This is a genomic window from Streptomyces sp. CB00455 (assembly GCF_001905445.1).
Taxonomy (GTDB): Bacteria; Actinomycetota; Actinomycetes; order Streptomycetales; family Streptomycetaceae; genus Streptomyces.
Genome location: NZ_LIVQ01000003.1, coordinates 988,490 through 1,004,068, shown reverse-complemented (window position 1 = coordinate 1,004,068; position 15,579 = coordinate 988,490). Strand labels below are relative to the sequence as shown.

Here is a 15,579-nt window from a genome sequence, read left to right as displayed (position 1 = left end):
GGCTTTCGCCTGGAAGCCGTGACCGGAATCGAACCGGCGTAACTCGCTTTGCAGGCGAGTCCCTCAACCACTCGGGCACACGGCTGGGTGGTGGTGATGTGCACGACCGTACGGGGGCCGCGGCGGTCGGGGAAGGTGTGCGCGGCGGTCGCAATGCGACTGCCATGCCGCGTTCACAGTCCTAGGTCCGGCGGACGAGCGGGATCCGCCTAATTGACAGGGCCACGGCGGGGTCATGCCCCTTACCCTGGGGCGATGAGCGCCCTCGAACCCCGTGTGCCCGCGAAGACCGGACCCGTCCCCCCGCCGCCGCCGCGGCCGGGCGGGGTCCTCGGGCCCGCCTACCGGGCGCTCAGCATCGGGATCATCTCCGTCGTCTTCCTCATCGCCTTCGAGGCCACCGCCGTCGGGACGGCCATGCCCGTCGCCGCGCGCGAGCTCGACGGCATCGGGCTCTACGCCTTCGCCTTCTCCGCCTACTTCACCACCAGCCTCTTCGGCATGGTCCTGTCCGGGCAGTGGGCCGACCGGCAGGGGCCGCTGCGGCCGCTGACCGTCGGGATCGGGGCCTTCGCCGCCGGACTGGTGTGCTCCGGGACCTCCGGGGCCATGTGGGTGTTCGTCCTCGGGCGGGCCGTGCAGGGCTTCGGCGGCGGGCTGGTCATCGTCGCGCTCTACGTCGTGGTCAGCCGCGCCTACGACGAGCGGCTGCGCCCCGCGATCATGGCGGCTTTCGCCGCGAGCTGGGTGGTCCCCTCCATCGTCGGTCCGCTCGCCTCCGGGACCGTCACCGAGCACCTCGGGTGGCGCTGGGTCTTCCTCGGGATCCCGGCCCTCGTCTTCGTCCCGCTCGTCGTCGCCCTGCCCGCGATCCGGCGGACCGCCTCGGGCCCGGTGGACCCGCACGCGCCGCCCGCCGCCTTCGACCGGCGGCGGATCCGGCTCGCCCTCGGCATCTCGGCGGGCGCCGGGCTGCTCCAGTACGCCGCCCAGGACCTGCGGTGGCTGTCGCTGCTCCCGGCCGCGGCCGGGACGGCCCTGCTGGTGCCCGCCGTGCTGGGACTGCTGCCGCGCGGGACCTACCTGGCGCGGCGCGGACTGCCCTCGGTGGTGCTGCTGCGCGGGCTGGCGGCCGGGTCGTTCATCGGCGCGGAGAGTTTCGTGCCGCTGATGCTGGTGACCCAGCGGGGACTGAGCCCGACACTGGCCGGTTTCTCGCTCGCGCTGGGCGGGCTGACCTGGGCCGCGGGGTCGTGGGTGCAGTCCAAGGGGCGGGTGGAGCCCTACCGGCGGCCGCTGATGGTGGGCGGGATGCTGCTCGTCGCCCTGGCCATCGCGACGGCTCCGGCCGTGCTCGTGCCGTGGGTGCCGGTGTGGACGCTCGCCGTGGCCTGGGCGGTGGGGTGCATGGGCATGGGGCTGGTGATCGGCTCCACGAGCGTGCTGCTGCTGAAGCTGTCCGCGCCCGAGGAGGCCGGGGCGAACTCGGCCGCCCTGCAGATCTCGGACGCCCTGGCCAATGTGGTGCTGCTGGCGGTGGTCGGGGCGGCCTTCGCCGCGCTCGGCGGCGGAACGGTGGGCGCCGCCCACACGGTGAGCGCCGACGGCGGGTCCTCGCACCCGGCGGCGTTCGTCGTGGTGTTCCTGCCGATGGCGTGCGTGGCGCTGGTGGGGGCGTGGGTGGCCACCCGGCTGGACGAACGGCGCACGGGCCGGCCCGCGGCGGCGGGGACGGCGACGAAGAACGCCTGACACCGCCGGGCGACGCCTGACACCGCCGGGCGACGTCTGACATCGCCGGCACCGCCTGACATCGCCGGCACCGCCTGACATCGCCGGCACCGCTCGGCATCGCTTGACACCGTCCGACACCGCCCTGCGCCGTCGGCACCCCCCTGCGCCGGGGGCCCGGGCGGCGCCGCCCGGTACACGACCGCAGGCCCGACGGCGGCATGCGCTCCGCCGTACCCGGCGGCACGATGCGCGCCCCACGATGCGCGCGGCACGATGCGCGCCCCACGATTCGCGCCGCCGCCCGGTCGCCCGGCCCGGTTCGCCCGGCGGCGGCGCCGTGTGACGCTCGCCGCACCGGCCGAGGTCACGGGCCTGTCCCTCCGCGGGGGCCGGGCCGGGGCCGGTAGGGTGGCCCGGTTGTCCTACGTACGACTGCCCGTACCAGTACGCGAGTACGCCGAGAGCCCGAACCGGAGACCGTGACTACTACCGCCTCCCACCACCTCTCACCTGCCTTCCCCGGCCGGGCCCCCTGGGGTACCGCCAGTGCGCTGCGCGCATGGCAGCAGGGTGCGCTGGACCGCTACATCGAGACCCAGCCGCGGGACTTCCTCGCGGTCGCCACCCCCGGGGCCGGCAAGACCACCTTCGCGCTGACCCTCGCCTCCTGGCTGCTGCACCACCACGTCGTCCAGCAGGTGACCGTGGTCGCGCCGACGGAGCACCTGAAGAAGCAGTGGGCCGAGGCCGCCGCCCGGATAGGCATCCGGCTGGACCCGGAGTACTCCGCCGGGCCGCTCAGCAAGGACTACCACGGCGTCGCCGTCACCTACGCCGGTGTCGGCGTGCGCCCGATGCTGCACCGCAACCGCTGCGAGCAGCGCAAGACGCTGGTCATCCTCGACGAGATCCACCACGCCGGCGACTCCAAGTCCTGGGGCGAGGCGTGCCTGGAGGCGTTCGACCCGGCGACCCGACGCCTGGCCCTGACGGGCACGCCCTTCCGGTCCGACACCAACCCCATCCCCTTCGTGACGTACGAGGAGGGGAACGACGGGATCCGGCGCTCCTCCGCCGACTACACCTACGGCTACGGCAACGCGCTGACCGACGGGGTCGTCCGGCCGGTCATCTTCCTCTCCTACAGCGGCAACATGCGCTGGCGCACCAAGGCCGGCGACGAGATCGCCGCGCGGCTCGGCGAGCCGATGACCAAGGACGCCATCTCGCAGGCGTGGCGCACGGCGCTGGACCCGCGCGGCGACTGGATGCCGAACGTGCTGCGCGCCGCCGACCAGCGGCTGACGGAGGTCCGCAAGGGCATCCCGGACGCGGGCGGCCTGGTCATCGCCTCCGACCAGGACTCGGCGCGCGCGTACGCCAAGCTGCTGAGGGAGATCACCGGCAGCAAGGCCACCGTCGTGCTGTCGGACGACACCGGCGCGTCGAAGCGGATCGACGAATTCAGCGCGGACGGAAGCCGCTGGATGGTCGCGGTCCGGATGGTGTCCGAGGGCGTCGACGTGCCGCGGCTGGCCGTGGGCGTGTACGCCACGACGATCTCCACCCCGCTGTTCTTCGCGCAGGCCGTCGGACGCTTCGTGCGCTCGCGCAGGCGCGGCGAGACGGCCTCGGTGTTCCTCCCGACCATTCCCTACCTGCTGGGCTTCGCGAACGAGATGGAGGTCGAGCGCGACCACGTCCTCGACCGGCCGAAGAAGCAGGGCGAGGAAGACCCGTACGCCGAGTCCGAGAAGGAGATGGACGAGGCGAACAGGCAGGAGGACGAGGACACCGGCGAAGAGGAGCAGATGTCTTTCGAGGCGCTGGAGTCCGACGCGGTCTTCGACCGGGTGCTCTACGACGGCGCCGAGTTCGGCATGCAGGCGCACCCGGGCAGCGAGGAGGAGCAGGACTACCTCGGCATCCCCGGGCTGCTGGAGCCGGACCAGGTCCAGATGCTGCTCCAGAAACGTCAGTCCCGGCAGATCGCGCACAGCCGTCGCAAGCCGGACGCGGAGGCGGACCTGCTGGAGCTGCCGGCCGACCGGCGGCCGGTGGTCTCGCACAAGGAGCTGTTGGAGCTGCGCAAGTCGCTCAACACGATGGTCGGCGCCTACGTGCACCAGAGCGGCAAGCCGCACGGCGTCATCCACACGGAGCTGCGCCGGGTGTGCGGGGGGCCGCCGAGCGCGGAGGCGACGGCGGGCCAGCTGCGCGAGCGGATCAAGAAGGTGCAGGAGTGGGCCACCCGTATGCGGTGATCTGTTCGCACAGGTGGAGGAACGGGGTCCGTGCGGAGGTTCGCACGGACTCCGCCCGTTTTCCGCCTCGTTCGGGTGGTGCCTGTTGGGGCCGGTGATGAGCGCCGTGCAGCTGGGGCGAGTTGAGGTCACGAAACGACACCGGTCGCGGTCAGGAACCGGCATAAAGGGGTAGTAGGCGCCCGGATTCTGGACGAGCCCTTCCGCTGAGCGGACCCGCTCGCTAATGTCCCCGCATCGAACGCACCGTGGCAGCGCCGCCGCGGGAGCGCAGCCGGTGCCATGGCCGCTACCGGCGGCCTCTCCGTGCGCCGCCGCGGGACCGGCGCGCGCCACCCCGAGAGTCACCGCCGCTCACCGAAAGAGGGAGAGGCGTCGTGACCGCGGAAACCTCCCAGACTCTCGACAGAGGGCTCCGAGTCCTCAAACTGCTCGCCGACACCGACCACGGTCTGACCGTCACCGAGCTCTCCAACCGCCTCGGTGTCAACCGCACCGTGGTCTACCGGCTCCTGGCCACCCTGGAACAGCACGCCCTGGTCCGCCGTGACCTCGGCGGCCGGGCCCGCGTCGGGCTCGGGGTGCTGCGGCTGGGACGGCAGGTGCATCCGCTCGTGCGCGAGGCGGCCCTGCCCGCGCTGCGGTCCCTCGCCGAGGACATAGGCGCCACCGCGCACCTGACCCTCGTCGACGGCACCGAGGCGCTCGCCGTCGCCGTGGTGGAGCCCACCTGGACGGACTACCACGTGGCCTACCGGGCCGGCTTCCGCCACCCGCTGGACCGCGGGGCCGCCGGGCGGGCCATCCTGGCCGCCCGTCAGGGCGCCCTGATCGAGCCCGGGTACACGCTGACCCACGGGGAGCTGGAGGCGGGCGCCAGTGGCGCTGCCGCGCCGCTCGTGGGCATCACCGGGCTGGAGGGCAGCGTCGGTGTGGTGATGCTGGCCGACGCGGTGCCGGAGCGGGTGGGGCCGCGGGTCGTGGATGCGGCGCGTGAGGTCGCCGACGCCCTTCGCTGACCGCGGGTCGGGCGGGGTTGGGCGGGTCGGCCCAGGGCGGCCCCGGTCGGCCCGATCGGCCCGGTCGGTTGCGCCGGGGCTCGGCGGTTGCCGCCGGGGCCGGATTCCGCGTGCGCCGTGGGCGGGTGCGGCGCCGCTGCCGGGGCTCCGCCCCGGACCCCGCGCCTCAAACGCCGGCGGGGCTGGGGTGTGCGCCTCAAGCGCCGGCGGGGCTGGGGTGTGCGCCTCAAACGCCGGCGGGGCTGGGGTGTGCGGGGCTCCGCTCCTGGGTGTGCGCCTCGTACGTCGGCGGGGCTGGGGTGTGCGCCTCGTACGTCGGCGGGGCTGGGGTGTGCGCCTCGTGCGCCGGCGGGGGTGTGGGGCCGAGGGGGTTGGGTGGGGGACCTATAGATTGGCCGGGTGCTCTCTCGTCTCACACGTCTGCCGCGTCCCGCCGCCCTGGCCGTCTGCGCCGTGCCCGTGCTCGGGCTGTTCGCCGTCGCGGCCTTCGCGCCGCTGCCCTTCGTGATCGCCCGCCCCGGGCTCACGGCCGACGTGCTGGGCGAGCGCGACGGCAAGGCCGTCATCGCCGTCACCGGGGCCCCGGCCCGGCAGACCACCGGCCAGCTCCGCATGACCACCATCCAGGCCACCGGCCCCTCCACGACCGTGAACCTCCCCGAGCTCGTCGACAACTGGTTCGATACCGCCCGCGCCGTCCTGCCCAGGGAGGCCGTCTACTCCTCCGGCGGAACGGACAAGGAGATCGAGGCGCACAACCTGGAGGAAATGACCCGGTCCCAGTCGGCTGCCGCGCAGGCCGCCCTGGGCTACCTGCACAAGGACCCGAAGGCCGTACAGGTCGAGCTGAACCTCGCCGACGTCGGCGGTCCGAGCGCCGGCCTGCTCTTCTCCCTCGGCATCGTCGACAAGCTCGACGGCGACGGCAGTGGCGGCGACCTCACCGGCGGGCGCACCGTCGCCGGTACGGGCACCATCGGCCCCGACGGCTCCGTCGGCGCGGTCGGCGGGGTGGCCCTCAAGACCCAGGCCGCGCGGCGCGACGGGGCGAGCGTGTTCCTCGTACCGAAGGCCGAGTGCGCGGACGCACAGTCGGAACTCCCCGAAGGGCTGAGGCTGGTCCCCGTCACGTCGCTGACGGACGCCGTGGACGCCCTGCGTGCGATGAACCGGGGTCAGGCCCCCCCGTCCTGCTGACGCCCGGCCCGGCAAGCCCCCCCCGTTCGCGCTTTCCCACCCCTCACCCCTGCTCGATGAAGCCCTCCTTGGTCGCTTGGTGAGGTTCTCCAGCCGGATGGGCGCGCCGGAGGTGTTCTTCGCGCCGGCGGTCTCGGACACGGATTCCCCTCGGGATGGTCCAGAAGCTCACGCCCGGTCACCTCGTCCTGTGTCCGCCGCCGCCGTCGTCGTCCTCGGCCGCCTGTTCGACCAGGGGGATGATCCGCAAGGGCACGGGATTCTCCATGACGATTGCCGTCGAGGCCCGCACGATCCCACCAAAGCCGACAACCCGGTCGATCACCCGCTGGAGATCGGCGTTGGACCGGGCCACCAGCCGGCACAGCATGTCCCCGTGCCCGGTGGTGGTGTGCAGCTCCAGCACCTCCGGCACCCCGTCCAAGTGGGCCCGTACGTCGGCCCCTTGCCCCTGCTTGATCTCCAGGGTGGCGAAGGCGGTCACCGGATAGCCGAGGGCCGCCGGATCGACCTGCGGACCGAAGCCGCGGATGACTCCGTTCGACTGGAGCCGGTCCAGCCGGGCCTGCACGGTCCCGCGGGCGACCCCCAGCCGGCGCGAGGCCTCCAGGACCCCGATCCGCGGCTCGCGGGCCAGCAGGACGATGAGCCGGCCGTCGAGGTCGTCGATGCCCATTGCTGTCTCCCGGGTCCTTGGAGGGTGGTCATAGTGCACAGATGTTTCAGCCATCCTGTGGCTGCGCTGGGCAGAATGTACAGTCAAAGAGGAAACTATTGCGCAGCTTGTGGATCGGCGGGACTCTGCGCTCATGACTGAGTCTCTGGCGAACCTCGAAACCACCCCGCACACCGCGCGTGAGGCAGACCCCTTCCCGGTGAAGGGCATGGACGCGGTCGTCTTCGCCGTCGGCAACGCCAAGCAGGCCGCGCACTACTACTCGACCGCCTTCGGCATGAAGCTCGTGGCCTACTGCGGACCGGAGAACGGCACCCGCGAGACCGCCAGCTACGTACTGGCCAGCGGCGGCGCCCGCTTCGTGCTGACCTCGGTCATCAAGGCGTCGACCGACCGCGGCCGCTTCCTCGCCGAGCACGTCGCCGAGCACGGCGACGGCGTCGTCGACCTGGCCATCGAGGTCCCGGACGCGCGGGCGGCCTACGCCTACGCCGTCGAGCACGGCGCGCGGGGCCTGGACGAGCCGTACGAGGTCAAGGACGAGCACGGCACGGTCGTGCTCGCCGCGATCGCCACCTACGGCCAGACCCGGCACACGCTGGTGGAGCGCAAGGACTACACCGGCCCCTACCTGCCGGGCTACGTCGCCGCCGACCCGATCGTCGCGCCCCCGGCCAAGCGCACCTTCCAGGCCATCGACCACTGCGTGGGCAACGTCGAGCTGGGCCGCATGAACGAGTGGGTGGCGTTCTACAACAAGGTCATGGGCTTCACGAACATGAAGGAGTTCGTGGGCGACGACATCGCGACCGAGTACTCGGCCCTGATGTCCAAGGTGGTCGCGGACGGCACCCTGAAGGTGAAGTTCCCGATCAACGAGCCGGCGATCGCGAAGAAGAAGTCGCAGATCGACGAGTACCTGGAGTTCTACGGGGGCGCGGGCGTCCAGCACATCGCGCTGGCCACGAACGACATCGTCTCCACGGTGCGGGCCATGCGGGCGGCGGGCGTGCAGTTCCTCGACACGCCGGACTCCTACTACGACACGCTCGGCGAGTGGGCGGGAGAGACCCGCGTCCCGGTCGAGACCCTGCGCGAGCTGAAGATCCTCGTCGACCGCGACGAGGACGGCTACCTGCTGCAGATCTTCACCAAGCCGGTGCAGGACCGGCCGACGGTCTTCTTCGAGATGATCGAGCGGCACGGGTCGATGGGCTTCGGCAAGGGCAACTTCAAGGCGCTGTTCGAGGCGATCGAGCGGGAGCAGGAGAAGCGGGGCAACCTCTAGGTTGCGTGTCCCGGCCGGGTGTCTGCGGCCGGGGCCTCGGCCGGCGCCCCCGCCCGGGGTGCCGGCCGTCGTCGCGTGCGGCGCCGTGGCCGGGGGCCCGCCCCCGGACCCCCGCGCCTCAAACGCCGGCGGGGCCGGCGGTGCGCCTCAAACGCCGGCGTGGCTGACGGTGCGCCTCAAGCGTCTGCGGGGCTGGTCATCGGCAGGGTCCCCGCGGCGGGTCAGGGCGTGGGGGTGGGGGTCGGCGCCGGCGTGGGTGGGGTGGCGGGTGCGGTCGGTGTGGGTTTGGCCGCCTTCGGGAGGACCGGCGCCACCCACGGCGTGGCCGGCTGCATGTTCTCCGGGCCGCCCGCCGCCGGCCGGCCGATCGCCGCCAGGGCCTCCTTCGCCAGCGGCCCCCGCACCGGGGAGAACCGCGGGTTCGTGCGCATGGCCTCCTCCAGATGGCGCCGCGTCGCCGCCTCGTCCCCGACGCCGCGCTCGATCATCGCCCGGTGATAGGCGAACTCCGCGCTCCGCAGCCCCGGCTCCGTCGCCTTCTTCGCGTACTCCAGCGCCGCCGCGTCCTCGCCCGCCTTGTGCAGCGCCCACCCCAGCGCGTCCGCGACCTGCACGCTCTTGTGCCGCGACCACTCCTGCGACAGCCGCCGCACCGCCGCCGCCGCGTCCCCGTGGTCCGCCTCGTACAGACCCAGGACCACATCGTCGTCCACACCGTTCGCACCCTCCCGGGCCGCCAGCGCGCTCAGCATGTCGAACGGCGCCCGCGCCTCCTGCTCCCGCCCCAGCGACTCCAGCAACTCGCCCAGCTCCAGCGCCAGCTGCGGCACCGGGGTGCGTCCCAGCGCCAGCCGGTAGTCCCGGACCGCCTCACCGCCGCGGCCCAGCGCGGCCAGCGCCCGGGCCCGGCCACCCAGTGCCTGCGCCTGCGCCGGATCCGTCCGCAGCGCCCCCTCGTACTGCCGCAGCGCCTCCGCCGCGTCGCCCCGCTCGAAGGACAACTCCCCGAGCCGGAACAGCGCGTACGCCTTCTCGGCCGGGCCCTTCGCCGCACCCGCCGCGTGCTCCATCGCGACCATCGCGTCCTCGCGCCAGCCGCGGTCGCGGTACACCTGCGAGGCTCTGACGTACGCGGCCAGGCCGGGCCGCAGCTCCAGCAGCTGCTCCATCGCCTTCTGGGCCGCCTTGTAGTCGCCGAGGCCGGTGTAGGCGTCCACGAGCACGGGGTACGCCGTCCACCGCCGCGGCGCCTGCGCCCGTACCAGCTCGCCCCACTTGCGGCCGGTCCCGAAGTCCCGCCGGGCATTGGCAAGCGTGCCCATGCCCGTCATCGCGTCGAAGTTGCCCTTCTCGGCCGGGCGGACCTCCAGCGACCGCTTCAGCGCCTTCTCCGCCTTCGGGAACCAGGCCGAATCAGCCGTGCGCCGCTGCTGCTCCAGGTAGGCGGCGCCCAGGACGGACCACGAGGCGTCGTCTTCCGGGTGCGCCGCCACCCACTTCTCCCGGTCCGCGACCAGCGCCGTCAGGTCCACCGCCGCGGCGGGCGCGCCCATGGTGACCGCCGCCGCGGCCCGTTCGGTCGGCCCCGGCGGCCGGCCGTCGTCGCCGCCGCGCGCGGGCCGGATCAGCAGGGCCGCGGCGATCAGGACCACCGCGACCGCAGCCGCCACGAGCGTCTTGCGGCCGGTGAAGGTCACGGGCGGCGCCGGGGTCCGGGTTTCCTCGTCGATACGGTCCATGGGGTCACTGTGCGTCAATATGAAGAATTCGCCGAGATGTCCGAAGAAGGTCGCGGTCGTGTTCACACCGATGGCCCCGGGTGCCACGCTGGCCCCATGGACGACGACCTCTCCGCACGGCTCCGCACCGGCCTCCTGGCGCGCCTCCTGGAAGGGCTGCCGGCCGAGGCCCTCCTCACCGACCCCCAGGTGACCACCTCCTACGCCGCCGACATGGCCGGATTCTGCGCCTCCGGCACCCCTGCCGCCGTGGTCCTGCCCCGGACCGTCGAACAGGTCCAGCACGTCATGCGCACCGCCACCGCCCTGCGGGTCCCCGTGGTCCCGCAGGGGGCTCGTACCGGCCTGTCGGGCGGCGCCAACGCCTCCGACGGCTGCATCGTCCTCTCCCTCGTCAAGATGGACCGGATCCTGGAGGTCTCCGCCGTCGACCGGACCGCCGTGGTCGAGCCGGGCGTGGTCAACGCCGTGCTCTCGCGGGAGGTCGCCGCACAGGGCCTGTACTACCCGCCCGACCCCTCCAGCTGGGAGCAGTGCACCATCGGCGGCAACATCGGCACCGCGTCCGGCGGGCTGTGCTGCGTCAAGTACGGGGTCACCGCCGAGTACGTGCTCGGCCTCGACGTGGTCCTGGCCGACGGGCGGCTGATGCGCACGGGCCGGCGTACCGCCAAGGGCGTCGCCGGATACGACCTGACCCGGCTCTTCGTGGGATCCGAGGGCACCCTCGGCGTGGTCGTCGGGGCGGTCCTCGCCCTGCGGCCGGCGCCGCCCCGCCAACTGGCGCTGGCCGCCGAGTTCCCCTCCGTCGCGGCCGCCTGCGCGGCCGTGTGCGCCGTCATGGAGGCCGGGGCGGCCCCGTCGCTGCTGGAGCTGATGGACCGTACGACGGTCCGGGCCGTCAACGCGCTCGGCAGGATGGGGCTGCCCGAGACCACCGAGGCCCTGCTGCTGGCCGCCTTCGACACACCGCACGCCGCCGAGGACCTCGCCGCCGTGGGCGAACTGTGCACGGCCGCCGGGGCCACCGCCGTGGTCCCCGCCGAGGACGAGGCCGAGTCCGAACTGCTCCTCCAGGCCCGCCGGATGTCGCTGACAGCCCTGGAGGCGCTGCGGCCCGCCACGATGATCGACGACGTGTGCGTCCCGCGCTCACGGCTGGCCGAGATGATGGACGGGACGGCCGCCATCGCCCGCGAGTACGACCTGCTCATCGGGGTGTGCGCGCACGCCGGAGACGGCAACACCCACCCCGTGGTCTGCTTCGACCCCGCCGACGAGGACGAGGCGCGGCGGGCCCGTGCGTCCTTCGACGCGATCATGGCGCTGGGGCTGGAGCTGGGCGGGACGATCACGGGTGAGCACGGGGTCGGAGTGCTGAAGAAGGAGTGGCTCGCACGGGAGTTGGGGCCGGTGGGGCTGGAGATGCAGCGGGCGGTCAAGCAGGCTTTCGACCCCCTGGGACTGCTCAACCCGGGCAAGCTCTTCTGACCCTGTAGCCCGCTGTGCCCCTGTGCCCCTGTGACCCTGCGAGCCGCCCTTCTGTGACCCGTCCCGGGGGCCTGGGGCCCGTCACCCGTGAGCTGTGACCGGTAAGGGGCCGGGGGCCTCACAGGTCCCCGTCGGCCGAATCGTCCGACGGCCAGGGGTCGCGCAGCCACAGGTCGTCGGCCGGGGTCGGGGCGAGCAGCTCGGCCAGCGCCGCGTCCAGGCCGAGCCGCTCGGCCTCGGTGCCGGGGGGGACCAGGAGCAGGGTGCGCTCCAGCCAGGCGGACACGGCGGCGGCGGGCGCCTCCAGCAGGGCGTCGCCGTCGGGGGAGCTGAGCGCCAGGCACAGCACGGCCTTGTTGTCGATCTTGGTGGGCCAGATCCGGACATCGCCGTGGCCGCACGGGCGGAACACGCCCTCGACGAGCAGCTCCCGGGCGAAGGTCCAGTTCACCGGGGTGCTGGAGCCGGTGTGGAAGGTGATGTGGACGGCGTACGGGTCGTCCGCGAGGTAGCGGAGACGGGCCGGGACGGGAACGCTGCGCTCGGGGGACAGGACCAGCTTGACTTCCAGCTCGCGCTCGACGACGGGGTGGTGCATGACGGCCTCACTTCGCTGCGCTGGGTGCGCGTCGCTCCGGTCTGCGGGGCCGGATCGCGCCCCACACCCGCAGAGAGCTTCCGCCGGGCCGGCTATGACGCGACTCCGGGCGGAGGAACGGAGTTTGGCCGAATGCTGTCGGGTGACCGGAAACAGTCGCATGGACCCCGGTTCGCCCGAAGGCTTGCATTCTCCCGTTACCGCACCTGCCGCGCGGCGGTTCTTGGTTATGGTCCTCCCTTGCAGACGCCTCAAGCCACGATCGGAGTTGGGGACATTGACGGCCTCCCCTGGAGACGGCGAGCACGCTGCCCGTGAGGGCTACTACCCCGATCCGTCCATCCCCGGGTACATCCGGTACTGGAACGGCGCCGCATGGGTGCCGGGTACGAGCCGACCTGCCCCGGCCCCCGTGGCCCCTGCCGCGCCCGCGGCCGCGGCGGTGACCCCGGCCCCGGCGCCTACGGAGGAGACCGGGCCGGTGTTCCTCGACGAGACCTCCGCGACGGAGGCGTTGGCAGAACCGCGGCGGGAGCCGGAGCTCCTGCCGGAGCCGGAGCCAAAGCGGGAGCCGGAGCCCCCGCGGGAGGCCGAGCCGCCGGTGTGGCAGGCCGATCCCGCCCATCAGGCCGGCTTCGGCGGGCCGCGGGACCACCGGGTGTCCTGGGGCAGCCCGCCGGAACCGTCGCCCGTCGCCCCGCCGGCCCCGTCGCCCTCGCCGGCGCCATTGCCCGCCCCTGCTCCCTCGCCGTCGCCGTCCTCCTCGCCGTCACCGTCGCCGTCCTCCGCTCCGGTGGCTCCGGCGCCCGCTCCGGCCGCCGGGATCTCCCTCGCGCGTACGCCGGCCGCCGCCGCGACCGCCCCTGCGGAGCAGCGTCACCCCGCTCAGGCACCGGTGGGGATCCTGTCGGCCCGCTCCCCGGCTGCCACAGACCCGGCCCCTGCGCCCGCCCCTGCGTCCGCCCCGGCCCCGGCGTCCGCCCCGGCCCCGGCGTCCGCCCCGGCCCCGGCGTCCGCCCCGGCGTGGCCCGACGCCCCCGGCGGGACCGGCCTGACGTCCTCCTGGCCCGAGGCGGCAGCCCCGGCCGCACCCCCGGCGGCCCCTGCCCGCCCCGAGCCCCCGGCCACCGCCCCCGCGCCCGCTGCTCCCGCCGAATCGTCCCCCCGGGAGGCGGCCGTACGCCGCTCCGGGTCCCCGGCGGCCGGGACGTCCCGCCCCGAAACCCGGGAGTCCCGGACCGGGGGCTCGCACCCGGCCGTTCCGGAGGCCAGAACCCCCGCCGAAGCGCCCCCGGGGCCGGAGCCGGTAACGCCCGCCGTCCGGCTGCGGACGCCCCGCGGTTCCTCCGAAGTCCCCGCCCAGGCCCCCGCCCCCGCCCAGGCCCCCGCCTGCGCCGAACCCCGGGCGCAGGGCTGGGCCCCGCGTGGCGCGGATGCCGCGCGCCCCGATGCGGCGCGCCCCGATGCGGCGCGCCCCGACGCGGGTACTCCCCGTGCCGTGTTCGAGCGGATGGCCGAAGACGCCGTACGCCCCGCCGGCACCGTGCGCCGGGCCGTGGCCCGCCTCCTGGACGGCCTCGTCCTCGCGGCGGTCGGTGCGGCGGCCGCCCGGCCCCTCGTGCCCGGCGCCACCGCCCACCTCCAGGCCAAGGTGGACGCCGCCCGGGCCGGCGGACGCTCCACCACCGTCTGGCTCCTCGACGGGACCATCGCGGGCCAGGCCGGCCTCGTCCTCGGCGCGGTCCTGCTCTTCGGCGTCTTCTACGAGGCGCTGCCGACCGCCCGTTGGGGCCGCACCCCGGGCAAGAAACTGCTGGGAGTGCGGGTACTGTCCACCGCCACGCTGCGGCCGCCCGCCTTCGGCGCCGCACTGTGCCGCTGGCTGGTGTTCGCCTTCCTCTGGCTCCCCGGCAGCCTCTGGTGCCTCGTGGACCGCCCGCGCCGCCAGGGCTGGCACGACAAGGCGGCGAAGACGTACGTGGCCCGCTGACGGCCCGCAGAGCCCCTTCCCCGGCCCGGTCCGGCGGATCCGTACGGCACGGCCGGGCTCGTTCCGCGCCGGACACCCCCGGATGGACGCGGTCCCGTTGCGGGGGTGGCACGGTCGGGTTCGACTCGGGCCATGAGTACCGATCAGCCGCCGCCGGGCCAGCCGCCCGAGGACGACCCGTTCCTCAAGAAGCCCCAGGGACCGACGCCTCCGGCGGGCGGTTCACCGTACGGCTCACCGCCGCCGGGCAGCGGCGGGCACCCCCCGCCGCCCCCAGGCGGGCCGGGGGGCGGGGGATATCCGCCCCCTCCGTACGGCGGCGGCCCCGGCGGTCCCGGCGGTCCCGGCGGTCCCGGCGGTCCGTACGGCGGCGGCCCGGGCGGTCCCGGCGGTCCGTACGGTGGCGGTCCCGGCGATCCGCACGGCGGTGGCTACGGCATGCCCGACCCCCTCGCCGGGATGCCCCCGCTCGCCGACTTCGGCAAGCGGCTGGCCGCCCGCATCATCGACGTGCTGATCATCGCCGTGCCGCTGTTCCTCATCCAGCTGGCGGTGGGCACGAACCGGTACACGGTCGCGACGGACCGGGGCGAGGACGTCTCCGAGGTCATCACCAAGTCCTACAGCGGCAGCGGTCTGGTCATGACACTGATCTCGATCGTCGCCTACGTCGGCTACGACTGGCTGTTCACCAGGAAGAACGGCCGGACCCTCGGCAAGAGGGCGATGGGCCTGCGCGTGGCGATGCTCAACGACGGCAGCGTGCCGCAGTCCGGCGCGGCCCTCTCCCGTGCCGCGGTCCTGTGGCTGCCGACGCTGATCTGCTGCTTCTGCCTGTGGCCGATCGCGCTGGTCATCTCGATCCTCGTCGACAAGCCGTACAAACAGGGCCTGCACGACAAGGTCGGCAAGACGGTGGTGGTCCGGTCCACCTGACGCGCACGCACCGTGGCGCAGCATGCGGAGCGAGCGGTCCCCCCGGCCGGCGGGCAGGGGTCAGTGGTGAACGGAGTGTTCGGCGGCGGCCGTTCGGGATTCAGACACCCGGGCGGCCGCCGGCGCGTTCCCGTACGAAGGGCGCGCGGAGGCGGGGGCGGGAGAGCCGGTGGTGGCCGGGGCGGAGCCCGCACGGGTCGCGCGGTGGCCGCGGCGCCCCGGGAGCGGCACGGTGACGGCGACGAGGAGGCCGAGCGCCAGGGCGGCCACGGAGATGACCCCGATGCCGAGCCCCGTACTCGTCTGCGAGAGCAGCAGCATGGCGATCGTCGACACGACGACGGTGGCGGAACCGTAGGCGAGCTGTGCGGCAGTCGGACGCGGCATGACGATATCCGTCCTCGGGGAGGGGAGAGGGAGGAGTCGGCTCAACCAGGTCGCGCGTCAAGAGACTCTACGACGGTGGATGCCCGAGGGGAACCTCCAGTAAGCGTGACCTAACCCCCATGTGGACAAGGGCCGGAGCACGGGGGGCGCACGGGGGCATATGCCGCGCCGTCCCGGGCCCGGCATGCCGCGCCGCGGCACGCGGTCCGGAGGTCGGGAAGCGCCCTTCGTCCCCTATGGAACGGGAACGTCCGAATAGC

General features: G+C 73.9%; 12 protein-coding genes, 1 tRNA gene and 1 pseudogene. 9 read left to right on the top strand and 5 right to left on the bottom strand.

Going from position 1 to position 15,579, the window contains the following annotated elements:
• Positions 1–10: 10 nt before the first annotated feature.
• A tRNA-Cys gene (locus AMK16_RS17020) sits at positions 11–85 on the bottom strand.
• A gap of 170 nt (positions 86–255) precedes the next feature.
• Here AMK16_RS17020 and AMK16_RS17015 point away from each other — a divergent pair.
• The 4 genes from AMK16_RS17015 to AMK16_RS17000 all read left to right on the top strand — a co-directional run bounded on the left by AMK16_RS17015 (position 256) and on the right by AMK16_RS17000 (position 6,214).
• On the top strand, positions 256–1,752 hold the full coding sequence (locus AMK16_RS17015; RefSeq protein WP_073915665.1) for an MFS transporter: 1,497 nt from the start codon (positions 256–258) through the stop codon (positions 1,750–1,752).
• Between the two features lie 461 nt (positions 1,753–2,213).
• Positions 2,214–3,998, top strand: coding sequence for a DEAD/DEAH box helicase (locus tag AMK16_RS17010; protein WP_073915662.1), 1,785 nt, complete (start codon positions 2,214–2,216; stop codon positions 3,996–3,998).
• Between the two features lie 377 nt (positions 3,999–4,375).
• Positions 4,376–5,017, top strand: coding sequence for an IclR family transcriptional regulator (locus AMK16_RS17005; RefSeq protein ID WP_069920456.1), 642 nt, complete (start codon positions 4,376–4,378; stop codon positions 5,015–5,017).
• A gap of 399 nt (positions 5,018–5,416) precedes the next feature.
• On the top strand, positions 5,417–6,214 hold the full coding sequence (locus AMK16_RS17000) for a S16 family serine protease (protein WP_073915659.1): 798 nt from the start codon (positions 5,417–5,419) through the stop codon (positions 6,212–6,214).
• 178 nt (positions 6,215–6,392) lie between these two features.
• On the opposite strand, the gene AMK16_RS16995 is transcribed toward AMK16_RS17000, so the two are convergent.
• Complete coding sequence (locus AMK16_RS16995; protein ID WP_073915656.1) at positions 6,393–6,890, bottom strand: Lrp/AsnC family transcriptional regulator; 498 nt, start codon at positions 6,888–6,890, stop codon at positions 6,393–6,395.
• 133 nt (positions 6,891–7,023) lie between these two features.
• Here AMK16_RS16995 and hppD point away from each other — a divergent pair, with 133 nt between their 5' ends.
• Positions 7,024–8,178, top strand: coding sequence for a 4-hydroxyphenylpyruvate dioxygenase (gene hppD / locus AMK16_RS16990; RefSeq protein ID WP_073915653.1), 1,155 nt, complete (start codon positions 7,024–7,026; stop codon positions 8,176–8,178).
• A gap of 221 nt (positions 8,179–8,399) precedes the next feature.
• Here hppD and AMK16_RS16985 read toward each other — a convergent pair whose 3' ends face one another.
• Positions 8,400–9,917, bottom strand: a complete 1,518-nt coding sequence (locus tag AMK16_RS16985; protein WP_242438749.1) for a tetratricopeptide repeat protein — start codon at positions 9,915–9,917, stop codon at positions 8,400–8,402.
• 96 nt (positions 9,918–10,013) lie between these two features.
• On the opposite strand from AMK16_RS16985, the gene AMK16_RS16980 reads away from it, so the two are divergent.
• Positions 10,014–11,408: an FAD-binding oxidoreductase gene (locus AMK16_RS16980; protein ID WP_073915650.1), complete on the top strand. Its 1,395-nt coding sequence runs from the start codon at positions 10,014–10,016 to the stop codon at positions 11,406–11,408.
• A 118-nt stretch (positions 11,409–11,526) separates the two neighbouring features.
• On the opposite strand, the gene AMK16_RS16975 is transcribed toward AMK16_RS16980, so the two are convergent.
• Positions 11,527–12,006 carry an SsgA family sporulation/cell division regulator gene (locus tag AMK16_RS16975; RefSeq protein WP_073915647.1) on the bottom strand — a complete coding sequence of 160 codons (480 nt, stop codon included), beginning with the start codon at positions 12,004–12,006 and terminating at the stop codon, positions 11,527–11,529.
• On the opposite strand from AMK16_RS16975, the pseudogene AMK16_RS38530 reads away from it, so the two are divergent.
• The 3 genes and pseudogenes from AMK16_RS38530 to AMK16_RS16965 all read left to right on the top strand — a co-directional run.
• Positions 12,005–12,409, top strand: a pseudogene (locus tag AMK16_RS38530) (DUF2510 domain-containing protein); the annotation flags it as partial. The gene AMK16_RS16975 and the pseudogene AMK16_RS38530 overlap by 2 nt on opposite strands.
• Positions 12,410–13,504: 1,095 nt before the next feature.
• Positions 13,505–13,996: an RDD family protein gene (locus AMK16_RS37250; protein WP_242438748.1), complete on the top strand. Its 492-nt coding sequence runs from the start codon at positions 13,505–13,507 to the stop codon at positions 13,994–13,996.
• 132 nt (positions 13,997–14,128) lie between these two features.
• Positions 14,129–14,932 (top strand): RDD family protein, encoded by an 804-nt coding sequence (locus tag AMK16_RS16965; RefSeq protein ID WP_073915641.1) that lies wholly within the window; start codon positions 14,129–14,131, stop codon positions 14,930–14,932.
• Between the two features lie 60 nt (positions 14,933–14,992).
• Here AMK16_RS16965 and AMK16_RS16960 read toward each other — a convergent pair whose 3' ends face one another.
• Positions 14,993–15,319, bottom strand: a complete 327-nt coding sequence (locus tag AMK16_RS16960; RefSeq protein WP_073915638.1) for a hypothetical protein — start codon at positions 15,317–15,319, stop codon at positions 14,993–14,995.
• Positions 15,320–15,579: the final 260 nt, after the last annotated feature.